A 22817-nucleotide genomic window follows, 5' to 3' on the forward strand; every position below is an offset into this window, starting at 1 on the left:
CCGCGATGACGACAACCGCACCTGTGATCGGTAACTTCGCCGACGTCCCGCTGGCCGGCGACCGGCCGCTGCCGCCGCCCAGCGAAGCCGCCGTCGACAAGCATGTCGCCGCGGCGGCGGCCGCGCACTGGTACACGCCCGATCAGCTCGAGTGGCAGACCCCGGAAGACATCACCGTCAGGCCGGTGTACATCGGCGCCGACCGGGCCGCCGCGGTGGCCGGCGGTTACCCGCTGAACACCTTCCCCGGCGAGCCGCCCTTCCTGCGCGGCCCGTACCCCACCATGTACGTCAACCAGCCGTGGACCATCCGCCAGTACGCGGGTTTCTCCACCGCCGCGGAGTCGAACGCGTTCTATCGCCGCAACCTCGCGGCCGGCCAGAAGGGCCTGTCGGTGGCCTTCGACCTGGCCACCCACCGCGGCTACGACTCCGACCATCCCCGCGTCCAGGGTGATGTCGGAATGGCCGGCGTGGCAATCGATTCCATTCTGGACATGCGGCAGCTGTTCGACGGCATCGACCTGTCGACCGTGAGCGTGTCGATGACCATGAACGGTGCCGTGCTGCCGATCCTGGCGCTGTACGTGGTGGCCGCCGAGGAGCAGGGCGTGCCGCCGGAGAAGCTGGCGGGCACCATCCAGAACGACATCCTCAAAGAATTCATGGTGCGCAACACCTACATCTATCCGCCCAAGCCGTCGATGCGCATCATCTCCGACATCTTCGGCTACACCAGCGCGAAGATGCCGAAGTTCAACTCCATCTCGATCTCCGGCTATCACATCCAAGAGGCGGGTGCCACAGCGGATTTGGAGCTGGCCTACACGCTGGCCGACGGTGTCGACTACATCAAGGCGGGCCTGGACGCCGATCTGGACATCGACAAGTTCGCGCCGCGGCTGTCGTTCTTCTGGGGCATCGGGATGAACTTCTTCATGGAGGTCGCCAAGCTGCGAGCCGGCCGGCTGCTGTGGAGCGAACTGGTCGCCCAGTTCAACCCGAAGAACACGAAATCGCTTTCGCTGCGCACACATTCGCAGACCTCGGGCTGGTCGCTGACCGCGCAGGACGCCTTCAACAACGTGGCGCGCACCTGCATCGAGGCGATGGCCGCGACCCAGGGGCACACCCAGTCGCTGCACACCAACGCCCTCGACGAGGCGCTGGCGCTGCCCACCGACTTCTCGGCGCGGATCGCGCGCAACACCCAGCTGCTGCTGCAGCAGGAGTCGGGCACCACGCGGCCCATCGACCCCTGGGGCGGCTCGTACTACGTGGAGTGGCTGACCCATCAGCTCGCCCAGCGGGCCCGCGCTCACATCGCCGAGGTCGCCGAGCGCGGCGGCATGGCCCAGGCCATCAGCGACGGCATCCCCAAGCTGCGCATCGAGGAGGCGGCCGCGCGCACCCAGGCCCGCATCGACTCCGGGATGCAGCCGGTGATCGGCGTCAACAAATACCAGGTCGAAGAGGACCAAGAGGTCGAGGTGCTCAAGGTCGAGAACAGCCGGGTGCGCGCCGAGCAGCTGGCCAAGCTCAAGGAGCTGCGGGCCGGCCGGGACCAATCCGCCGTCGACGCCGCGCTCGCCGAGCTGTCCCGGGCCGCCGCGGCGCACGGCCGCGCCGGGGAGGACGGGCTGGGTAATAATCTGCTGGCACTGGCGATCAACGCCGCCCGGGCCAAGGCGACGGTCGGGGAGATCTCCGACGCGCTGGAAAAGGTATACGGGCGGCACCAGGCGGAGATCCGCACCATCGCCGGCGTGTACCGCGACGAAGCCGGAAAGGCCACCAACATCGCCACCGCCACCGAACTGGTCGAGAAGTTCGCCGAGGCCGACGGCCGCCGGCCCAGGATCCTGGTGGCGAAGATGGGCCAGGACGGGCACGACCGGGGCCAAAAGGTGATCGCGACGGCCTTCGCCGACCTCGGGTTCGACGTCGATGTCGGCTCACTGTTCTCCACACCCGAGGAGGTGGCCCGCCAGGCCGCCGACAACGACGTGCACGTCGTCGGCGTTTCCTCGCTGGCCGCCGGCCACCTGACGCTCGTTCCGGCGCTGCGCGAGGCGCTCGCCGCGGTCGGACGGCCCGACATCATGATCGTGGTCGGCGGGGTGATCCCGCCCGGCGACTTCGACGAGCTGTATGCGGCCGGGGCCGCCGCCATCTTCCCGCCCGGGACGGTGATCGCCGACGCCGCGATCGGCCTGCTGCACAAGCTCGCCGAGCGGCTGGGTTACGACCTGGGCCAGTGACGCCAGTCATCGATGGTCGCGGGCGTAACGCCATGGCGAAAAACGGCCCGATATTTCGCCCTGGCGTTACAACAGGCCGGCGAAAATGACTGACTCCGTCGACGAGCTCGCCAAGGCCGTTCGCGGGGGCGACCGCGCGGCGCTGCCCCGGGCCATCACGCTGCTGGAGTCGACCCGCGCCGACCATCACGAGAAGGCCCAGCGGCTGCTGCTGGAGCTGACCCCGGACTCGGGCAACGCCCACCGCGTCGGCATCACCGGGACGCCCGGGGTGGGGAAGTCGACCACCATCGAGGCGCTCGGCATGCATCTGATCGAGCAGGGGCATCGGGTCGCAGTGCTGGCCGTCGACCCGTCGTCGACGCGCACCGGTGGATCGATTCTCGGCGACAAGACCCGGATGGCGCGCCTGGCGGTGCACCCGGACGCCTACATCCGGCCGTCGCCGACGTCGGGAACTCTGGGCGGCGTGGCAAAGGCCACCCGGGAGACGGTGGTGCTGTTGGAGGCCGCCGGCTTCGACGTGATCATCATCGAGACCGTCGGTGTCGGCCAGTCCGAGGTGACGGTGGCCAACATGGTCGACACGTTCGTCTTGCTGACCCTGGCGCGCGGCGGCGATCAGCTGCAGGGCATCAAAAAGGGTGTGCTCGAGCTGGCCGACATAGTGGTGGTGAACAAGGCCGACGGCGAGCATCTGGCGGAGGCGCGGGTGGCCGCCCGCGAACTGTCCTCGGCGATCAGGTTGATCCATCCGCGCGAAACGCTTTGGCGGCCGCCGGTTCTCACGATGAGCGCGATGGAGGGGACCGGGCTCGAAGAATTGTGGGACACCATCGAACGTCATCGCCAGGTGCTCACCGAGGCCGGCGAGTTCGAGGCGCGCCGGCGGGCCCAGCAAGTCGACTGGACGTGGCAGCTGGTGCGCGACACCGTCTTGGACCGGGTGCTGTCCAACCCGAAGGTGCGCAAGCTGCGCGCCGACGTCGAACGCCGGGTCAAGGCGGGGGAGCTGACCCCCGCGCTGGCCGCCGAGCAAATATTAACGGCCGCGTCAGAATAACGGATAGATAAACAATCCGATTTCGCTCCGGGAGGGTGTGAAATCCAAGTAAATTCAAAAATGTGACGGTGGAAACCCGAGTCGATCGCCGCGCGGTCCCTGTCCACGATGACCCTGACGCAGGTCACCGTGTGTCCGGTGCGGCGGACTCACACTTCGGATGCGTCGTTCGCAGTTTCTCGACCATGTTCCCGGCCCGCCGGTTCGGCGGCGGCGCTCTGGCCGTGTATCTCGACGGCCAGCCCGTCGTCGATGTTTGGACCGGGTGGTCCGACCGGGGCGGCCACCGGCCGTGGTCGGCCGACAGCGCGCCGATGGTGTTCTCGGCGACGAAGGGAATGGCCGCCACCGTCATTCACCGGCTCGCCGACCGCGGGCTGATCGACTACGACGCCCCCGTTGCCGAGTACTGGCCGGAGTTCGCGGCCAACGGCAAGGGGAGCCTCACCGTGCGCGACGTGATGAGGCACACCGCCGGCCTGTCGGGCCTGCGTGGCGCCAGCACCGAAGACCTGCTGAACCACGTCGTGATGGAAGAACGACTCGCCGCCGCGGCGCCCGGGCGACTGCTGGGCAAGCCGGCGTATCACGCGCTGACCTTCGGCTGGCTGATGTCCGGCCTGGTCCGGTCCGTGACGGGAAAAGGAATGCAGGCGCTGATCCGCGAGGAGCTCGCCGAGCCGCTGGGCACCGACGGGCTGTACCTGGGTCGGCCGCCGGCCGGCGCGCCGACGCGGGTCGCCGAGATCATCGCCCCGCAGAACCTCGTCCGGAACCCGCTGCTGAGCTGCGTGACGCGCAAGGTGGCCAACCAGCTGTCCGGGGGATTCCGGTCCATGTACTTCCCGGGCATGGTCGCCGCCGTGCAGGGTGACATTCCCTTGCTGGATGCGGAGATCCCGGCGGCCAACGGGGTGGCGACGGCCCGGGGGCTGGCGCGGATGTACGGGGCCATCGCCAACGGCGGCGAGGTCGACGGCATCCGGTTCCTGTCCAGGGAGATGGTCGCCGGCCTGACCGGTCGACGCAGCCTGCGGCCGGACCGAAACCTGTTCGTGCCATTGGCATTCCACCTGGGCTACCACAGCTTGCCCATCGGCAACGTGATGCCCGGCTTCGGCCATGTCGGGCTGGGCGGCTCGCTCGGCTGGACCGACCCGGCGAGCGGGCTGGCGTTCTCGCTGGTGCACAACCGGCTGCTGACGCCATTCGTGATGACCGATCACGCGGCGTTCGTCGGCCTGTATGCGCTGATCCGCAAGGCCGCCGAGAGGGCGCGTAAACGCGGCTTCGAACCGGTCACCGAATACGGCGCGCCCTTCTTCGAGCCGGGAGCCGTCGCGGGCTAACCCTGCAAAGGATGCGCAGATGGTTGCGCGGACGGCGCTCAAGCGCGGCACCGCGGTGGCGGGCACCGGAAAAGCCCAGCTCAGTCATGCCGCTAAGCGGTCCGATTAATCCTGGTCTACTGCGGTCTTTACGTAGTTGACATGTGTTTCATCGAACCAGCCTGCAAAGTCAAAGAATCGGTAATAATCCCGCGATAGACCTGGCGCTGATGTCGCGCACGACTTGGAAGGCTGACGCTGGATGAAATGGGCCCGCATGGCTAGACCCGCCGAAAGCATTGCCGGCACCGGTAATCTGCTCGAGCGTTCGACCGCGACGCGCCCTCTCGCCTTATTTGTCCTGGGGATGGGGAGGTCTGGGACGTCGGCACTGACGCGGGTCCTTTCGCTATGCGGTGCCACGCTCCCGGCCGGGATGATGGGGGCCGACGAAACCAACCAGCGCGGCTACTGGGAGCCGCGCGAGTCGCTCCTTCTCAACAGGTCGATCCTGGAGCGCCGCGGAAGCGCATGGTGGGACCCGTCGCTGCGCGTGCTGGAGGAAGGCGCCTTCACCCCGGCGGAGCGGGCGGCGTGCACCGCCGACGTCGCGGCTTACCTGAGGTCGCTGCCGGACGCACCGCTGCTGGTCATCAAGGACCTGCAAATTGTGGTGCTCGCGGAGATGTGGTTCGAGGCGGCCCGCGAGGCGGGTCTCGATGTCGCCGTCGTGATCGCGGTGCGTCGCCCGCAGGAGGTGATCGCGTCGCTTGGGAAGGCCACCGGGGCGTCGCCGGAACTCGCGAGTGCCCTGTGGCTGAAGGGAAATCTGCTGGCCGAGCGCCACTCGCGGGGCGTGCCCCGGGTGTTCGTCGAGTACACGCAACTCCTCGAGAACTGGCGCCGCGAGGTGAAGCGGATTTCCGCCGCGCTGGAGATCGACCTGCGCGCGGACGAGGAAAGCGCGGTCGATGAGTTTCTCACCCCCGATCTGCGGCGCAACCGGGACAGTGGCCCGGTGATCAACCGCTTCGGCACCGACTGGATGTCGGCGGTCTACGAGGCGATGCACGCCGCGGCGCTGGACGGGTCGCCGGACATAGCGACGTTGGATCGTGTGTTCGAGGCGTACCGGGCCAGCGAACATGATTTCCGGCTCGCGTTGGAAGACGCCCGCAGCCACTCCAACCGCTTCACCGCCAGGCTGCTCCGCCCGTCTCTCATGAGGCCGGCGCTCGAGGTTGTCGCGATGGCGCACCGACGCAGGGGCACCTGGGCTTAGCTGCCCAGCCGGGATCGGCAATCCCGGTGGCCGCGGGAGTGTGCCCGATATGATCGACCGGATCGCGCTCTCGGCAACGTGCGCTCGTCACCTACCTGCAGACCAATGGGAGGTCTCGGCTCTTGTCAGCGTCCGTGCTCATCACTGGAGGAGCGGGGTTCATCGGGTCGGCGCTGGCGCACCGCCTCGTCGAGGACGGTTACGACGTCGCGGTGATGGATGTCTTGCACCCACAGGTGCACAGGCGAGACCGGCCGATCGACCTGCCATCGTCGGTCCGGTTGTTCACCGGCGATGTCACCCACGCCCCCGATTGGGACGCGGTGCTGCGGTTGTACCGTCCGTCGCAAATCGTCCACCTGGCGGCCGAGACAGGAACGGCGCAGTCCCTGTCGGAAGCTACACGCCATGGTTCGGTGAACGTGGTGGGCACGACCCAGCTCCTCGACGCCTTGAGCCGCTCCGGAATTGTCCCCGACCAGCTCGTGCTGGCGTCGTCGCGGGCGGTTTACGGCGAAGGTGCGTGGCAAGCCGGCACCTATGTCTTCTATCCGCGACCGCGCAGCCACGCACAGCTCGTGGCCGGCCAGTGGGATCCCCTGGGGCCCGAGGGTGAACCTGCGGTGCCGCTGCCGAGCTGCGCGAGCGCAACGGAAGCCCGGCCAACCAACGTTTACGCCGCGACCAAGCTCGCCCAGGAGCACCTGCTGACGGCCTGGACGGCCGCGCACGACACCAAGGTCAGCGTGCTCCGGCTGCAGAATGTCTACGGTCCGGGCCAGTCGCTAACGAATTCATACACGGGAATCGTCGCCCTGTTCGCCCGGTTAGCGTGCCACGGCCAATCGCTAGAGGTGTACGAAGACGGCCGGATCGTGCGTGATTTCGTGTACATCGATGACGTCGTCGACGCGCTGTGCGCGGCCCTGCGGCGGCCCGCGACCGAGTCGCGCCGCCTCGACATCGGGTCGGGGAGCGGGACCACCATTCACGAGCTGGCCAACAAGGTCGCCGCCCTGTGCGACGCCCCGGACCCGACTGTCGTCCCGAAATTCCGCGACGGTGACGTGCGCGCCGCGAGTTGCGACATCGCGCAGGCCGAAACCGAGCTGGACTGGCGCCCGAAGTGGACCCTCGACGACGGTTTGCTCGCATTGCTGGAATGGATCGGCAAGCAATCCGAATCCTCCGGCTGACCGAACAAAAGCGCCGGCTGCGCCATGTCAAGAACCATAAGCGCGCGACGGGATCGGCCGTGCCCCCAGCAAACGGCGTAGCTTTGGATGGCACGGTGCGGCGATGTGAAGCATATGATGTCCGCAAGGGGCTGACCGGTGGTCAGGCGGCAAGTCACTCGTTGGCTGCGCGGTACAGGTGAAGGGGCCGAGGGTTGGCGAGAATGATGGAAGCATCCGAATCGCATAGGCGGCCGGAACGGACGTCTAGGCTGATCAAAGGGATGAAGTTCGTGCGAACCAGGGGGCAGCCTTGACCGTCGCTGATCGCGGCATGCGATCGTCATTTGTGGATACGCGATCGGCGTACCTTGACTTGCTGCGGCGCAACCTCACCCGGTACGGCAGTGACGAGTTGGTGCCTGTCGGCTGGTACTTCTTTGGACGGCCAATGCTCAGCACCCGCAAATTCATGCTGGTGCGGAAGCGCCCGTTCAATCCGCACACGCGCGGCCTGGGGCTCGATTGGCCCGCGGATGCCCTGACGATGATCGGGATGCAGAGGCTGACGAGTTTGCAGCACTGCGTCGAGACCGTTCTGAACGAGGACATCCCCGGCGACTTGGTCGAATGCGGGGTGTGGCGCGGCGGGGCGTCGATCTTGATGCGCGCGGTGCTGGCCGCCTACGGCGATAAGAAGCGACGTGTGTGGCTGGCCGATTCGTTCGAGGGGGTTCCGCCCCCGGACACCGCGCATTACGAAGCGGACAAGGCCATCCGGCTGCACCGCGCCGCCGGCGTGCTGGCCGTGTCGGAGGCACAAGTCAGGGCGAATTTCGAGGGCTATGGGTTGCTGGATGACCAGGTCCGATTCCTGCCGGGCTGGTTCAAGGACACGCTGCAGGACGCCCCGATTGATCGCATCTCCGTGCTGCGGCTGGATGGCGACCTGTACGAATCGACGATCCAAGCTCTCGATGCGCTCTACCCGCGGCTGTCGCCGCGAGGCTTCTGCATCATCGACGACTACCACCCGATCGAGGCGTGTCGGCAAGCTGTCACCGACTACCGGACGAAGCATGGCATCACCTCCGAGATCGTGGAGATCGACGGCACCGGGGTGCTGTGGCGTAAGGAATGACGACCCGCTGCGCCGTCGTCGACCTGCCCACACCGATGCCCGGATTCGCCGATATTTAAGGTGATGTCGGTGCATCATTCCGCCGATGGCACAACGGAAGGGCCCAAATCCGCGATGAAATTGGTGCTGGCGAGCTATGGCACGCGCGGCGACATCGAGCCTTCCGTGGTGGTCGCCCGTGAATTGGTCCGCCGGGGCCACGACGTGCGCATGGCGGTCCCGCCGGACTCGATCGCCTTCACGGAATCGGCCGGGCTGGCGGCGGTCCCGTACGGGCTGGAATCGCAGGCGTGGCTGGACCTCTATCGCAACTTCTGGACGTCCTTCTTCGGCCCGTTCTGGCGGATCCGGGAGCTGAGGTCGATGTGGCGCGAAATGTGGGATCTCAGCGACCAGAGCTGGGCGCAGATGAACACCACCCTGGTGTCGCTGGCCGACGGTGCGGATCTGCTGTTGGCCGGGCAAAGCTATCAGGAGCCCGCCGCCAACGTCGCGGAGTACTACGACATCCCGTTGGCGACGCTGCATCACGTCCCCATGCGGCCGAACGGCCAAGTGGTTTCGATCCTGCCGGCTCCGTTGGGGCGCTCGGCGATGACGGCGTTCGACTGGTTCAGTTGGCGCCTGAACAAGAAGGTCGAGGATGCGCAGCGCCGCGAACTCGGCCTGCCCCGGGCGACGGGTCCCTCGCCGCGACGGATTGCCCAGCGCGAATCACTGGAAATCCAGGCCTACGACGAGGTTTGCTTTCCCGGGTTGGCGGCCGAATGGGCGAAATGGGATGGCCTACGGCCATTTGTGGGCCCGCTGACAATGGAATTGACCACCAGCGCCGACGACGACGTGGCGTCATGGATCGCCGCGGGAACGCCGCCGATTTGCTTTGGATTCGGCAGCATGCCGGTCGAATCCCCGGTCGACACCGTCGAAATGATCGGTGCGGCCTGCGCGGAATTGGGCGAACGGGCGCTGATTTGCGCCGGTTGGAGCGATTTCAGCGATGTGCCACTGCCCGAGCACGTCAAGGTGGTGGGTGCGGTGAATTATGCCGCGGTCTTTCCCGCCTGCCGCGCGGTCGTACACCATGGCGGCTCGGGCACCACGGCGGCAAGCCTGCGGGCCGGAGTCCCGACGCTAATACTCTCGATGGATGTCAATCAGACCGTCTGGGGAGCACAGCTCAAACGATTGAAAGTCGGTACCACACGGCGGTTTTCGGCCACCACCCGGGAAACGCTGTTGGCGGATCTGCGCCGGATACTCGATCCGGATTGCGGCGTGCGCGCGCGCGAGATCGCCCGGCATATGACCAAACCGGCTGAAAGCGTCGTCAAGGCCGCCGACGTGGTGGAGAAGTTTGCCAGCTCTCGGAGTCGCGCGTGATCGGCAAACCGACAGCCCGAGTGCGTCCCGCGTGTCAGCGTTGTGACCCCTGGTACCGGTGCCGCGCAAGTTTCGGCTTCTCGAGACATGCGACCCCTCTTTCTGGCAGACTGATGGCTGATCAGCCGACGATGCCTGGGGGCCGGGCAAGCCGCCGACAGTCGTCATAGTCCAATGGTCGGGGGGATAGGGCCGATGATTTTGGCTTTGTCGTACCCCACGGTGTCCGGTGAGAATTGCCGGCCGCCCGCTCGCGGAACCTCACGCCCCACGCCATGCAATGAAAACCCAGTCAATCCCAATCGAGAAGGGAGAGGCCGAAATTAGGGCCGGAAGACCCTATCTGAGGAGTTGCTTGCGCATGGAAAAAGTGATTAGGGTTACAACGCGATGAAATTTGCTGTGGCAAGCTATGGGACGCGGGGTGATATCGAGCCGTGCCTTGCTATCGGCCGGGAATTGGCGCGCAGAGGGCACGCAGTGCGCATGGCCGTTCCGCCCAATCTCGTTGAGCTCGCTCAGGAAGCGGACCTTGCGGCCATCGGCTATGGACCCGATATGCACGACTTCTGGAGCGACGAATTCATACGCGACTTCTGGAAGAATTTCGCGCGGGGCCCCATCAAGTTGATGCGCGACGCGTGGGAGCCGGTGCTGCGAAACTGGCAGCAGATGAGTTCGTCACTCGTGGCGGTTGGGGCGGACGCGGATTTGCTCTTTACGGGCCAGCTCTACCAGGACCTCGCCGTCAACGTCGCGGACTACTACGGCATTCCGATGGCCACGCTGCATTACATCCCGATGCGGCCCAACGGCGAGCTGATTCCCGCGCTGCCCGGACCGATGGTCCGTACCGGGATGGCGGTGTACGACTGGATGTGCTGGCGGATGAACAAGAAGGCCGAGGACAGGCAGCGCCGTGAACTCGGCCTGCCGACGGCCACGGTCGCCTCGCCGCGCCGGATCGCCGAGCGCGGGTCCCTGGAGATTCAGGCCTACGACGAGGTGTGTTTCCCCGGCCTGGCCGCCGAGTGGGCGAAATGGCGCGAACAACGGCCGTTCGTGGGCTCGCTGACTATGGAGTTGACCACCGACGCCGACGACGAGGTGTTGTCCTGGATTGCGAAGGGCGCGCCGCCGATCTGCTTCGGCTTCGGGAGCATGCCGGTCGCAGAGTCTCCGGCGGACACGGTCGCCTTGATCAGCGCGGCCTGCGAGGAGCTTGGGGAGCGGGCGCTGGTCTGCTCCGGCTGGAGTGACTTCAGTAGTGTTCCGCAGTCCGACCACGTCAAGGTGGTGGGCGTAGTGAATTACACGAAGATCTTCCCCGCCTGTCGGGCGGTGGTTCACCACGGCGGCTCGGGCACCACGGCCGCCGGTTTGCGTGCCGGAATTCCGACGTTGATTCTATGGACGGCGGGGGACCAGCCCTTCTGGGGATCGCACATCAAGCAATTGCAGGTGGGCACTTCCCGGCGCTTTTCGGCGAGTACCCGCGAAACGCTGGTCAAGGACCTGCGGAAGATCCTGGCCCCGGAATGCACTGCTCGCGCGCGCGAGATTTCCAGCCGGATGAGCAAACCTTCCGAGAGCGTGGGGCGCGCTGTCGACCTGCTGGAGAAGTTCGCCCTCTCGGGACGCTGCGATCGAGCCGCCGGTCCGCAGCGTTGTCGCTGAGCTGAAGGCGAGTCGACATCCAAGTGGGCAGTTCGGGCCAAGTTGACGGATAGACTGCGAAACGCGTTGAGGGCGTCGAGGGACGTCTAGGCTCGTCACCGGGAGTATCACCATGCGGATTAAGGGGCAACTTTGGCCGTGACTGATCACGACACGCGGTTCGCATACCTCGACTTGCTCCGACGCGACCTGACCAGGTACGGCAACGACGAGTTGGTGCCCGTGGGCTGGTACCGGCTAGGACGCCCCTTGTTCAGCACCCGCAATTTCATGCTCGTGCGCAAGCGTCCGTTCAATCAGCACGCCCGCGACCTGGGCCTCGACTGGCCGGCGGACGCCTTGACCATGATCGGAATGCAGCGGCTGACCAGCCTGCAGCATTGCGTGGAGACGGTGCTGGAGGAGGACATCCCCGGTGACCTGGTCGAGTGTGGGGTGTGGCGCGGCGGGGCGTCGATCTTGATGCGCGCGGTGCTGGCCGCCTACGGGGACGAGAAGCGGTGTGTCTGGCTGTGCGACTCGTTCGCCGGCGTACCGCCGCCGGACGTCGCAAACTACAAGCAGGACAAAGGGATCAAGCTGCACCGTCATGCGCGCATCCTGGGAATACCGGAAGCCGAAGTGCGGGCTAATTTCGAGCGTTACGGGTTGCTCGACGACCAGGTCCGGTTTGTTCCCGGCTGGTTCAAGGACACGCTGCAGGATGCGCCGATCGACCGGATCTCCGTGCTGCGGCTCGACGGCGACCTGTACGAGTCGACGATCCAAGCGCTCGATGCGCTTTACCCGCGGCTGTCGCCAGGTGGCTTCTGCATCGTCGACGACTACCACGCGATCAAGGCATGCGCGCAGGCGGTGGCGGACTATCGGGAAAAACACGGGGTGACCGCGGAGATCGTCGAAATCGACGGCACCGGCGTGTTGTGGCGCAAGTAGACCGCGTCCGATTGTTCGCTGCGGGTGCCTGAACGGGCGCCGAAATTTGGTGGCTACCAAAAGCTTTGCCATTCGGACGGCCGAACCGGTGAACCCATCGCATTTGTCGCGGGCGAACGGTCCGCCAGTGTTATGGTTGCCGCCGTGGCTACAGGGCTGACAACCGCAACCCGCCTGCGGATGTGGTGGGTACGCACCGAGTACTGGCTCGCGCGGACTATTCTTCCCGACGTCTACGCCAACGACGCGCTGGTCACGTTCAACAACTATCACGCGTTCCTCGACGATCCGGATTTCCAGCGCGCCTACCGGCGCGGCGCGCGCTCGCTGGGCAGAGAGGATTGGTATCAGTGGCAGTGGCGCGTGCACGTGGGGCTGTGGGCGGCGGCCAGCGCCAGCGAGCTTGACGGTGACTTCGTCGAATGCGGCGTCAGCTACGGCTTCTTGAGCAGCGCCATCATGGAGTATCTGGACTGGGACCGGCTGGGGAAGACGTTCTACTTGCTGGATACGTTCGCCGGGATCGATCCGCGCTTCGTCACCGAGAACGAACGCCGGGCCGGGGCATTGGAAATCAGCGAAGGACACCTGCGTAACGGGATGTACGCCAGTGGGGTCGAGAGCGTTCGCGCGAATTTCGCGGAGTGGCATAACCACCGCATCATCGTCGGCGCGGTTCCGGAGACGCTCGACGAGGTCGATGCGACCACCGTGGCCTACTTGCACATCGACATGAACTGCGCACCACCGGAAGTCGCCGCGTTGCGTTATTTCTGGCCACGGCTCACCCCCGGTGCCTTCGTGCTCCTGGATGACTACGCGAATCGGGGGCGTGACGAGCAACGTCGCGCCATGGACGCGGTGGCGAATGAACTGGGCGTGAAGATCTGCGCATTGCCCACGGGGCAGGGCCTGCTCATCAAGCCGGCGCGCTAAGGAAGGCCTTCTTCCTGGCGAGCGGCGCTTTCCAAGAGATCCGCGGCCCGGGCGACGCTCTCGGCGGGGGTAGTCATCCGGCCGGCGAGTTCGCGGGCTTGAACCGCATATTCCGGGGCCAGGATCTCGCGGAGGTCCGCGACAAGCGATTCCTGGGTGGTGTCGGAAAAGCGCCGGGCGGTTCCCACCTTGAGGCGCTTAACCTGGTTGCCCCAATAGGGCTGGTCGGCCGAGCTCCAGAGAATCAAGGTGGGGATGCCGGCACGCAGGCTTGCGGCCGTGGTGCCCGAGCCACCGTGATGAACGACCGCTCGGCAGGCCGGGAAGACCGATGCGTAATTCACCACGCCGACCACCTTGACGTGGTCGAGATGCGGCACGCCGCTGAAATCAGTCCCCCCGAAACAGAGCAGCGCCCGCTCGCCTAACTCCGCGCAGGCCGAACTGATCATTTCGACTGTGGCGGAGGGAGATTCGAGCGGTATGCTGCCCGAACCGAAGCAAATCGGCGGTGTTCCCGCGGCGATCCACGACGCCACGTCCTCGTCGGCATCCGTGGTCAACTCCATGGTCAGGGCGCCGACGAAGGGTCGTCGATCGCTCCATTTTTTCGCCCATTCGGCAGCCAGGCCTGGAAAGCAAACCTCGTCGTAGGCCTGGATTTCCAGCGACCCGCGCTCGGCGATCCGCCGCTGCGACCGACGGGTCGCCTTCGGCAGGCCCAATTCACGGCGCTGTGCGTCCTCGACGTCCCGCGTCGCGCGCCAAAACAACCACTCGATCGTCGTCATCGCGGAGCGGACCAGCGGCGACGGCAGACTCGGAACGAGCTGGCCGTTGGCCCGCATGGGGAAGTGATGCAGCGAGGCGAGCGGGATGTCGTAGTGCTCCGCAACGTTGGCGGCGGCCTGCTCGAAGTTCAGGCCGGTGGCGAGCAGATCGGCGCCGTCCGCCAGCGTTTTGAGCGTGGTACTCACATCGGCCCAATGCCGGATGAGGGGTTCCCAGACCTTGAGCACCACCCCGGTCGGCTCGCGGAAAAAGTCCTTCCACATGTTGCGCAGGAATTCCTCGTCCAGGAACTCCTGCACTGTCGGTCCGTAGGGCACCGCCGTAAGCCCGATGGATTCGACAAATCTCACGAGTTCCGGCGGGACGGCCAAATGAACTCGGTGGCCTCTGCGCAGCAGTTCGCGGCCGACGGCGGCGGACGGCTCGATGTCTCCACGAGTTCCGTAACTCGCCAGGGCAAATTTCATGCTTCTAGCATTATCAGTGCGGACGCCCCGCGCCGGCGAAGGCCTCCACGAGATTGGCGGCCTTCGCGACGCTTTCGGCGGGCTTGGTCATCCTGGTCGCGATCTCGCGGGCGCGGGAGACACATTCCGGGGCGAGAACCACACGCAGGTCTTCCACCAGCGATTCGCGTGTGGTGGCCGAAAACGGGCGGGCGGTACCCACTCTCAACCGTTTCACCTGCCCCGCCCAGATCCGCTGATCGCCGGTGCTCCAGAGGCTCAATGTCGGAACTCCGGCGCGCAGGCCTGCGGCGGTGGTGCCCGCGCCGCTATGGTGTACTACCGCACGGCAAGCGGGGAAGACCGCCGCGTAGTTGACCGGGCCCACCACCTTGACTTGGTCGGCATGGGCCACGCCGCTGAAGTCGCTCCAGCCCGAGCAAATCAATGCCCGTTCGCCCAGCTGCTCGCAGGCGGCACCGATCATGGCGACCGTGTCCGAGGGAGATTTAACCGCTGTACTGCCGAATCCGAAGCAGATCGGCGGTGTTCCCGCTGCGATCCATGACGCGACGTCTTCGTCGGCATCCGTGCTCAGCTCCATGGTCAGCGTGCCGATAAAGGGCCGTCGCCCATCCCATTTCGCCCATTCTGCCGCCAGGCCGGGGAAGCAGACTGCGTCGTAGGCCTGGATTTCCAGCGAACCGCGGGCGGTGATTCGCCGCGGCGCGGGTCGTTTCGCCTTGGGGAGTCCGAGTTCGCGGCGCTGGTCGTCCTCGGCCTTCTTTGTCACGCGCCACTGCGGCCAGTCCAGCGCTGCCATTGCCAAGCGCACGACGGGGGAAGGCAGGCCCGGAGCGAGCTGGCCGTTGGGCAGCATCGGGAAGTAGTGCATAGTGGCAAGCGGAATGCCGTAATACTCAGCGACGTTGGCGGGAACCCCGGGAAACCCGGGGCCGGTCAGTACGAGATCGGCCCCGTCGGCCACTGACGTCAGCGTGGCGCTCATGTCCGCCCAGGACTGGGTGAGGAGTTCCTGGGCTTCCCGCCATAACCTGACCACCTCGTCGATTCTCCAGAATCGGCGCAGAAAGTCGGTGTCCCACATGCCCTGCTGTTGATCGGGTCCATAGGGGACCGCGGCAACCCCAGCCGACTCCACGAGGCCGACGAGGTTCGGCGGGACGGCCAGGCGCACTTCGTGGCCCCTGCGCAGCAGTTCGCGGGCGACCGCGGTGGCGGGCTCAATATCGCCGCGAGTTCCGTAGCTTGCCAGGGCAAACTTCACGACACCCCTCCTTCCGGTCGTCGTCTGCTTTGGCGATGCCGGAGCCATTATGTCTGGATCTTGGACTGCCGGATGGCGTTCGGTCTTGGACGTGACCGGCGTCAGCGAGGCAAGAGCCTCACCAACCACCGCGGACGAGCAATCCGGGATCGGGCCACTGGCCACGCCCCCTCGCCCTCCTGATGAGCATCTTCATCATCGCGGCGTATCGATTCAACGCGTACAGCAACCCTTTGGAACGGGCGGCCCAAAGGCTGATCTCGAGCCGGTCCTTGTCAGAGCTCGCCAGGAAGGTCGCCGGGTGGTTGAGGGGAAAGTCCAGTTCTTCGGCATCCAGCGAAGCAAGCGAGGAATAGACGCTGTGCCGGGTCGTGTTCGTGGCCTCGGCGTGGAAGCCGATGTTTCGTATCAGGTTCCTGGCGGGAACGGCGCACAGGCCAGAGTTCGCCCATATGCTAAAGACCCACTGGTAGGCCCAAGTGTTGATGTTGCCGTCAAAAACATGTTGAAATGTCGATTCCCAGTAATACCGGCCGACCATGTTGGGCAAATACTGGTCGAAGAGCTTCCGATCTCTTATCTCCGGCCACTGCGTCATATGGACGTCATACTTCGCCCAAGCGCGCCTCCAGGTGGCCCATCCCCAGTAGTGCGGATATCTCGAGAAGTAATAACTGTCAGCGGATTCGGCGCGTCCGAACAGTCGATTGTTCCCGGAAATCATCATGACCCGCTCGTCGCTCTCGTAGCGATCCAGGAGCTCGGAGGAGTAGGGGAAGAATGAGCCCGATGGCAAGCAGTCATCTTCGAGGATGATTGCTTTGTCGATGCGCTCAAACGCCCAGGTGATACCGGAGGAGATACGAAGCCGGCAACCCAGATTGGTCTCCGAGAAGTTCCTCTCGACTTCGCAGTCCCAGTCCACTTCGTCGATGATGGCGCGCGTCGCCGCGCACTTCTCGGCCTCGCCGGGCCTTTCCGCGCGGGGGCCGTCTGCGATCACCAGAAGCTTCCTCGGCCGCGCCTCCCTGATCTTGTCGAAGACCTGCCTGGTTGTGTCCGGCCTGTTGAAGATGATGAAGATGACTGGAACGGAGTGTGCTTCGTTGATCACTTGATGCAGTCAACCACTATCGACATCGGCCTGAAGGGACGCGACACTCTCTCGTCGTTGTCCGGGGTTCTCTTGACAAAGCCTTTCGAGTAGTCAATTGGCTTCGTATGAGGAGCTCCATTTTCATCGTAGTAATGAAGGAATTCCACGGAGGAAAATTCTGTATTCCTGAGCAGCTGAGCAGCATCCTCAAATTTGGGGAACCAAACATGGCCACCCTTCACGACCGTCTTCTTGCCAAAGATCGGAGGCCGCCGTTTGTACGCCCCGCCCCCGAACGGATCGAACACGATGTTACCCTCGCCGTCTTTGACCGATCGCTCGTAGAGTAAGTCGCAGCGATAATCGGGGAGTGACAACCTGAAGAGCCCGCCCTTTTTGAGTACCCGGTATATTTCGAAAAGTGTGGCGGGGATCTTTCCATACGCGATGTGCTCGAAAACGTCCTCAGACTGGTACGTATCGACAGATTCATCGGACAGGGGCAGTGGCTTGGTAACGTCGTGACGAATATGCCACTCGTCAGCTTGTGTCAGTGACAAGCCCACCTGTTGCCGACTGCGATACTCGGGCATGTCCGGCAGATCGCCGGCGTATAAATTAACAACCGAACGTGCGGGTAGTTCGCTGAACTTCATGTGTCTATTCCTTAAATCCGACCCATGCCGTGGTACTCGAAGCCCTCAGTCCGTAGGCGTGCAGGGTCGTAGATGTTGCGGCCATCGAAGACCACCTGGCCTCGCATCGCCGACTTGACGCGCTGCCAAGACGGCCGCTGGAACTGCTTCCACTCCGTCAGCAGGAGCAACGCGTCGGCGCCCTGGACCGCGTCGTACATGTTTCCGGCGTACTCGATCGACTCTCCGAGCGCCTTTTTCGCCTTATCGGTTCCTTCGGGGTCAAAGGCCCGAACTAGCGCCCCGAGTTCGACCAGCGTTTTCGCGATGATTAACGAGGGGGCCTCGCGCACGTCGTCGGTCCGTGGCTTGAAGCTGAGTCCCCAGAGCGCGATGCGCAGGCCTTGCAGATTCTTCGTAGGCGACCCGCCCCCGAAACGGGCAACGATCTTGGACACTAGGGCGGCCTTTTGCTCGTTGTTGACCTGCTGGACCGCGCGCAGCAGACGCATGTCCGACCCCAGACCGTCGCCGGTATATAGAAGGGCCTGAACATCTTTCGGCAAGCATGACCCGCCATAGCCGATGCCGGGAAACAGGAATTCATAACCAATGCGCTTGTCCGCCCCGATGGCCTCCCGCACCGCCGAGATATCGGCACCGGCCTTCTCGCACAAGTTCGAGATCTCGTTGATAAAGGAAATCTTGGTCGCGAGAAAGGAGTTGGCCGCGTACTTCGCCATCTCGGCGCTCCTGATGTCGATGACGATCAGAGGATGAAAGGTGCGCAGGAACGGCTCGTAGAGCTCTCGCATGATATCGAGGGCGCGCTTAGAGTCGCCGCCGATGACCACGCGGTCGGGCTGCATGAAGTCGGCGACCGCTTTGCCCTGCTTCAGAAATTCGGGGTTGGACACCACGTCGAACTCGTGTTTGGCCTTGCTGCGAATGATCGCTCGAACTTCGTCGGCAGTCCCGACAGGAACGGTCGACTTGTTGACGACGACCTTGTAGCGGTCCATATAAGACCCGATATCATCAGCCGCGGAGTAGACGTGGGTGAGGTCGGCCGCACCACTCTGGCCCATGGGCGTTGGCACGGCGATGAAGATCACGTCTCCGTGTTCGATTCCGCGCCGCATGTCGGTCGTGAAGTCGATGAGCCCGTTCTCCCGGTCCGTTTCGATCAGCTCAGCCAGGCGGGGCTCGTAAATCGGGACTTCTCCCGCGAGTAGCTGGTCTATCTTGGCCTGGTCGATATCGACGCAGACGACGTCATTGCCGCTGTCCGCGAGGCAGGCACCCGTGACGAGGCCGACATAGCCGGATCCGATAACCGTAATCTTCAAGATGACCTCTTCATTTCCTTCGATCGGTCCCGTGGTCCCGAAGCCAACGGTCTCATGCGCGATCGGTCCCGAGTACATTTTCCACGGGTTGACCTAGATTCGATTTAACCCCCGGTCCGCTGTCAGAGAGCCCAACGCGGCCGTATAGCCATCAACGTCGGCGCGTTCCCCTCACAAGAACTGGCCATCGACCGGCTGCAGGAGATCCGCCTGAGCAGGCATCCGGCCCGACGCCGCCAGTTCGTTCAACTCGAGCAGTCTGGGTCGGCGCGGGTGAGGCCGGCACCATGCGTTCATACAGAGAGCGCCAGTCATCTTCAGGTCGTACACAGGGAACCCGCCGTTTGGACTGGTTTCAGGATGGTGGTGATATCGGCGAATGAATTGGGTGGCTGTCGGCAAGGACTGGCTCAAAGAAGATTGGTCGAAATCTTCGGTGACGTGGGATCAGTGAGAGGCCAGGTTTCACTAAACGCCTTGGTGCGCAACTGGAAAGCTACACCAGCGAAACTGCATCACTGCGCGTGTGGCTGGAGCGGACATCCCATTGCTAGCCTGGGCGCTGACTGCTGGCTGGCCACGCTCCGGGTATGGCCAGCCCGATCGAGTCGACGACCTCGAAGCGCCGGCCGCGCACGTTGATGGCTGGCGACGGCAAATGTTCGTGCTGGACCACAAGCGGCGTCACCCGGTTTGTCCTAAGCTGAGATGCCATACCCTTCCCCAAGAGCCGCCGCCGACCCAAATATGTCGGTACCATCCCCAGAACCCGGGGCTGGTGGGTCTAGGAGTTGCAGAAGGGGTTGGGGGATGCTCGGACGCGACGTTAGTGGACCAAGGCGAACCCGAGATCGGCATGTGTTGTCGGGAGTGCATCGAAACGCGCGCCCCTGTGGGTGATCGTGATATCGCCGTTAGTGGTCAGGCCATTTCGTACGCGTAGCAGCGCCGCAATCGGCTATGGCGTTTTGGACGGGCAGCGCTTGGTGATCGTGCGGCCCAGATGTGGTCACGAATATCATAATTAACGTGAGTTACTCAGTTGGCCATCAGTAGAGTTACTTCACTGAACCCGCTGGGGAGGCAACGCGTGACTGGCGAACGTCAATTAACCCGTGTGGACTCGGTCAGCGTCGTGATTCCGGTCTACAACGGAGCGGCGACCTTGCCCCACGTGGTGAAGGAGCTTGGACAACTCCGTTCGATACAGGAAACCGCCGGCGGTCGTCAGTTCCGCGTCGACGAGGTGCTCCTCGTGTGGGATCGGGGTATTCGCGGTAGCGACGACGTCGTCCGTGAGCTGGCTGCAAGCGACGAATGGGTCCGCCCGGTATGGCTGTCCCGCAACTTCGGACAACATGCCGCCACCCTCGCGGGTATGACGTCGTCAGGCGGCGACTGGATCGTCACGATGGACGAGGATGGACAGCACGATCCGGCATATATCGGCGACTTTCTCGACAAGGCATACCGGGATCGCACACAACTCGTGTACGCCTCGCCGAAGAACCGACCACCCCACGGTGGCTTCCGCAACGCTTCGTCTTGGCTAACGAAGTGGCTGTTCTTGCACGTGCTGGTGTCGTCCGAAGGGCTAAGGGCCTTCAACAGTTATCGACTGATCCTCGGCGAGGCCGGACGAAGTGTCGCCGCCTACGCTGGCGCGGGCGTGTTTCTTGACGTCGCTTTGTCTTGGGTTGTCGCCGACCCCTCAACCTGTCCGGTATTGATGCGCCAAGAAGGACGACCCGCTAGTGCGTATACCTTCCGGCGCTTGGTCTCGCATTTCTGGCGGCTCGTTGTCTCTTCGGGTACCCGCCCGCTGCGCTTCGTGTCCATGATGGGCATTCTGTTCGCCCTTCTCGGTTTGGGCGTGGCGATCTATAGCGTGATCCAGAAAGCGGTCGGAGGTATCACCGTGCAGGGGTGGACATCGGTGTTCGTGGCGGTGCTTGTCCTCGGAGGAGTCGTCTTGTTCGCGCTGGGAATCATCGCCGAGTATATCGCCGCTTCGGCCAGTATGGCGATGGGCAAACCGGTGTACGTCATCGTCCGCGATCCCGGTGACATCTTCGATGGCCCGGCGGACTGACGAGTGCTTACCTGGGTCGTGGGTCGCGGCGGACTGCTCGGCAGCGCCGTGTCGCGGGCGATTGGCCAGAGATTCATGGGACTTCCGGTGCCATGGGAAGACCACGATGCGGCGGTCGCCGCGCTCGACTCCGATCTTGAGCGATTCGTCCGAGCGGCCAGAAACGGCGATTGGTCGGTTATTTGGGCGGCCGGCAGCGGCGTCATCGGCTCCACGGCTGACCAACTAGACACTGAGACAAGCGTCATGTCTCACCTAGTTACAAGAATGCGCGACTTTCGGCCAGACGGTCGCGGTGCGTTCTTCCTCTCATCCTCCGCGGGCGGTATCTATGCCGGCTCGACTCACCCACCATTTAGTGAGTCGACGACGCCGCGGCCGCTCAGCCCCTACGGCGAGGCGAAACTCGCTCAGGAGGAGATCTTGCAGACGACGCTCGGAGGCTGCGTCCCCGTGGTCATCGGACGGTTCTCAAATCTCGTCGGGCCTGGTCAGAACCTGATGAAACATCAAGGTCTCGTCAGTCAGCTGTGCCGGGCCGCCGTCACACGACAATCGCTAAATGTTTTCGTGCCGATGGAGACGCTCCGCGACTACTTGTACGTGGATGATGCGGCCGCGATGGCTCGCACGCTGGTCGAGAATACCGTGCGCAACCAGCCGCTGACGCCGGTGTTACGCAACATTTCATCTCAACGGCCTGTGTCCGTCTGCGCTGTCGTACGGACGGTGCAACAGGTTGCGCACCGTACGGTCCGCATCGCGCTGGGGACCAGCCCGTCATCGCATTATCATGTTAGAGACCTGCGGCTTTACACTGACTTTCCGCATGATTTCCGGGGCGTGGCGATCACGCCGTTTCCCGTGACAGTCAAACGCGTGTACGACGATGTACTGTGGCGTGTGCGCCTCCGGGTATCGGAACCTGTGCTGAATAATTCTCGCCAAAAGGCCGCCCTTTAGACTAGGCCGCCGGCCATCCTGAAATCTGGCGATTATTGACAGCCGGGACGGGTGCGCACCTCTTGGGTGGACTCGTACATCCGGATTCAGGAAGATCCCGAAATGCCGGGTGCTTCTAAAGCTGAGGCCACGCCACTCATCGCACGTCTTTTCGCACTCCGACAATCCGGGGCGGGTCAAAAGCGTTCTCGGGCCTTGCCCCAAAACGCAACAGTGCACGCTGGCTGTACTCGTCCGCAATACTTTCGGCGAGTTGTCGAATGGTCACCGGTTCACCTGAGCAGATGTTCACCGCCCCCTGATGCTGCCCCAGTGCGACATCGGCGATCATCCGAGCGGCGTCTTTCACATTGAGAAAATCGCGCACCTGGTCGCCGCGGGTGAGGAACACTTCCTGGCGGGCCGCTAGTTGCCTGCGAATGTATGGCACCAATCGCCGCTCATCTTCGCCTTCCCCGTATAAGTAGAAGATCCGGCACCAGGCAAAGCTCATGCCTTCCCCGCCCAAGAAATAACGGAGCACCTGAAAGGCCGACGCCTTGCAGGCGGCATACAAAGTATTCGGTGCCAACGGGGTATCGGTCGTCATCAAGCCTGCTGAAGAGTCGTACTCGGCGCAGCTTCCGATGCCAACGAATCGCTTGCCCCCGACCGTCGCAAATGCGGAGGCCAGGTTGAGCGTGCCAGTGAGGCACGAAAGGTTCAGTGAGGACGTGAGGTATTTGCCCGGCTCCGCATACCAAGCCGCATGCACCAGGATTTCCGATCCTTCTAGCAACTCTTCCAGTCGGCCGGTCGATTCGGCAAACAAGTCGGGCGTGTTCACGACCTCTAGCGCTCCACGTGCCGGGACCTCATCAATACAGGACGGGTTGCGAACGAGCACCCTCACCGAGCAGCCCCGTTCGAGGAGATTGCGCAGGATCTGCCTTCCGACGAATCCCGTTGCTCCGGTTAAGGTAACGGTCACGACA

18 protein-coding genes are annotated in these 22817 nt (G+C 64.1%); 12 read left to right on the forward strand and 6 right to left on the reverse strand.

All coding sequences use genetic code 11. From position 1 onward, the window contains the following. Nucleotides 1-5 precede the first annotated feature (5 nt). The 10 genes from scpA to G6N51_RS01385 all read left to right on the forward strand — a co-directional run bounded on the left by scpA (nucleotide 6) and on the right by G6N51_RS01385 (nucleotide 13182). The gene (gene scpA / locus G6N51_RS01340; RefSeq protein WP_083173527.1) at nucleotides 6-2261 is read left to right on the forward strand and encodes a methylmalonyl-CoA mutase; all 2256 of its coding nucleotides are present in this window, start codon (nucleotides 6-8) and stop codon (nucleotides 2259-2261) included. Between the two features lie 85 nt (nucleotides 2262-2346). Further along, on the forward strand, nucleotides 2347-3324 hold the full coding sequence (meaB, locus tag G6N51_RS01345; RefSeq protein ID WP_083173528.1) for a methylmalonyl Co-A mutase-associated GTPase MeaB: 978 nt from the start codon (nucleotides 2347-2349) through the stop codon (nucleotides 3322-3324). 62 nt (nucleotides 3325-3386) lie between these two features. Next, on the forward strand, nucleotides 3387-4673 hold the full coding sequence (gene lipL / locus G6N51_RS01350) for an esterase/beta-lactamase LipL (RefSeq protein WP_083173529.1): 1287 nt from the start codon (nucleotides 3387-3389) through the stop codon (nucleotides 4671-4673). A 241-nt stretch (nucleotides 4674-4914) separates the two neighbouring features. After that, nucleotides 4915-5934: a sulfotransferase family protein gene (locus G6N51_RS01355; RefSeq protein WP_232078149.1), complete on the forward strand. Its 1020-nt coding sequence runs from the start codon at nucleotides 4915-4917 to the stop codon at nucleotides 5932-5934. A 134-nt stretch (nucleotides 5935-6068) separates the two neighbouring features. Beyond that, a complete protein-coding gene (locus tag G6N51_RS01360) occupies nucleotides 6069-7130 on the forward strand; it encodes an NAD-dependent epimerase/dehydratase family protein (protein ID WP_083173531.1) in 1062 nt (353 codons plus the stop codon). Between the two features lie 313 nt (nucleotides 7131-7443). Continuing rightward, on the forward strand, nucleotides 7444-8250 hold the full coding sequence (locus G6N51_RS01365; protein WP_083173532.1) for a TylF/MycF/NovP-related O-methyltransferase: 807 nt from the start codon (nucleotides 7444-7446) through the stop codon (nucleotides 8248-8250). A 114-nt stretch (nucleotides 8251-8364) separates the two neighbouring features. Then, entirely contained in the window at nucleotides 8365-9633 is a 1269-nt protein-coding gene (locus G6N51_RS01370; RefSeq protein WP_083173561.1) for a glycosyltransferase, read from the forward strand. Nucleotides 9634-10023: 390 nt separating this feature from the next. Further along, entirely contained in the window at nucleotides 10024-11310 is a 1287-nt protein-coding gene (locus G6N51_RS01375) for a glycosyltransferase (protein WP_083173533.1), read from the forward strand. A 132-nt stretch (nucleotides 11311-11442) separates the two neighbouring features. Continuing rightward, entirely contained in the window at nucleotides 11443-12246 is an 804-nt protein-coding gene (locus G6N51_RS01380; RefSeq protein ID WP_083173534.1) for a TylF/MycF/NovP-related O-methyltransferase, read from the forward strand. Between the two features lie 132 nt (nucleotides 12247-12378). After that, nucleotides 12379-13182 (forward strand): TylF/MycF/NovP-related O-methyltransferase, encoded by an 804-nt coding sequence (locus tag G6N51_RS01385; protein WP_167528604.1) that lies wholly within the window; start codon nucleotides 12379-12381, stop codon nucleotides 13180-13182. Here the strand turns inward: G6N51_RS01385 and G6N51_RS01390 are convergent. From G6N51_RS01390 to G6N51_RS01410, 5 genes are all read right to left on the reverse strand, one after another. Then, a complete protein-coding gene (locus G6N51_RS01390; RefSeq protein WP_083173536.1) occupies nucleotides 13179-14441 on the reverse strand; it encodes a glycosyltransferase in 1263 nt (420 codons plus the stop codon). The two genes, G6N51_RS01385 and G6N51_RS01390, sit on opposite strands and share 4 nt — an antisense overlap. Before the next feature lie 13 nt (nucleotides 14442-14454). Continuing rightward, on the reverse strand, nucleotides 14455-15708 hold the full coding sequence (locus G6N51_RS01395) for a glycosyltransferase (RefSeq protein ID WP_083173537.1): 1254 nt from the start codon (nucleotides 15706-15708) through the stop codon (nucleotides 14455-14457). A gap of 118 nt (nucleotides 15709-15826) precedes the next feature. Then, nucleotides 15827-16822, reverse strand: a complete 996-nt coding sequence (locus G6N51_RS01400; protein WP_232078150.1) for a methyltransferase type 11 — start codon at nucleotides 16820-16822, stop codon at nucleotides 15827-15829. Next, a complete protein-coding gene (locus G6N51_RS01405) occupies nucleotides 16819-17460 on the reverse strand; it encodes a methyltransferase domain-containing protein (RefSeq protein WP_083173538.1) in 642 nt (213 codons plus the stop codon). Before G6N51_RS01405 ends, G6N51_RS01400 begins: the two co-directional genes overlap by 4 nt. An 11-nt stretch (nucleotides 17461-17471) precedes the next feature. Further along, entirely contained in the window at nucleotides 17472-18866 is a 1395-nt protein-coding gene (locus G6N51_RS01410; protein WP_083173539.1) for a UDP-glucose dehydrogenase family protein, read from the reverse strand. A gap of 1012 nt (nucleotides 18867-19878) precedes the next feature. Here G6N51_RS01410 and G6N51_RS01415 point away from each other — a divergent pair. Together G6N51_RS01415 and G6N51_RS01420 are read left to right on the forward strand one after the other, a co-directional pair. Further along, nucleotides 19879-20880: a glycosyltransferase gene (locus G6N51_RS01415; protein ID WP_083173540.1), complete on the forward strand. Its 1002-nt coding sequence runs from the start codon at nucleotides 19879-19881 to the stop codon at nucleotides 20878-20880. Between the two features lie 3 nt (nucleotides 20881-20883). After that, the gene (locus G6N51_RS01420; protein ID WP_083173541.1) at nucleotides 20884-21843 is read left to right on the forward strand and encodes an NAD-dependent epimerase/dehydratase family protein; all 960 of its coding nucleotides are present in this window, start codon (nucleotides 20884-20886) and stop codon (nucleotides 21841-21843) included. Between the two features lie 136 nt (nucleotides 21844-21979). Here G6N51_RS01420 and G6N51_RS01425 read toward each other — a convergent pair whose 3' ends face one another. Continuing rightward, nucleotides 21980-22813, reverse strand: coding sequence for an NAD-dependent epimerase/dehydratase family protein (locus tag G6N51_RS01425; protein ID WP_083173542.1), 834 nt, complete (start codon nucleotides 22811-22813; stop codon nucleotides 21980-21982). Between the last annotated feature and the right edge of the window lie 4 nt (nucleotides 22814-22817).

It is taken from the genome of Mycobacterium paraseoulense, from assembly GCF_010731655.1.
Lineage (GTDB): Bacteria > Actinomycetota > Actinomycetes > Mycobacteriales > Mycobacteriaceae > Mycobacterium > Mycobacterium paraseoulense.

Excerpts from the sequence above, each read along its gene's own strand:
- G6N51_RS01365 (WP_083173532.1), top strand. The coding sequence starts at position 7,444 with ATGCGATCGTCATTTGTGGATACGCGATCGGCGTACCTTGACTTGCTG.
- G6N51_RS01390 (WP_083173536.1), bottom strand. The coding sequence starts at position 14,441 with ATGAAATTTGCCCTGGCGAGTTACGGAACTCGTGGAGACATCGAGCCG.
- scpA (WP_083173527.1), top strand. The coding sequence starts at position 6 with ATGACGACAACCGCACCTGTGATCGGTAACTTCGCCGACGTCCCGCTG.
- meaB (WP_083173528.1), top strand. The coding sequence starts at position 2,347 with ATGACTGACTCCGTCGACGAGCTCGCCAAGGCCGTTCGCGGGGGCGAC.
- G6N51_RS01405 (WP_083173538.1), bottom strand. The coding sequence starts at position 17,460 with ATGAAGTTCAGCGAACTACCCGCACGTTCGGTTGTTAATTTATACGCC.
- G6N51_RS01355 (WP_232078149.1), top strand. The coding sequence starts at position 4,915 with ATGAAATGGGCCCGCATGGCTAGACCCGCCGAAAGCATTGCCGGCACC.
- G6N51_RS01370 (WP_083173561.1), top strand. The coding sequence starts at position 8,365 with ATGAAATTGGTGCTGGCGAGCTATGGCACGCGCGGCGACATCGAGCCT.
- G6N51_RS01410 (WP_083173539.1), bottom strand. The coding sequence starts at position 18,866 with ATGTACTCGGGACCGATCGCGCATGAGACCGTTGGCTTCGGGACCACG.
- G6N51_RS01385 (WP_167528604.1), top strand. The coding sequence starts at position 12,379 with ATGGTTGCCGCCGTGGCTACAGGGCTGACAACCGCAACCCGCCTGCGG.
- G6N51_RS01375 (WP_083173533.1), top strand. The coding sequence starts at position 10,024 with ATGAAATTTGCTGTGGCAAGCTATGGGACGCGGGGTGATATCGAGCCG.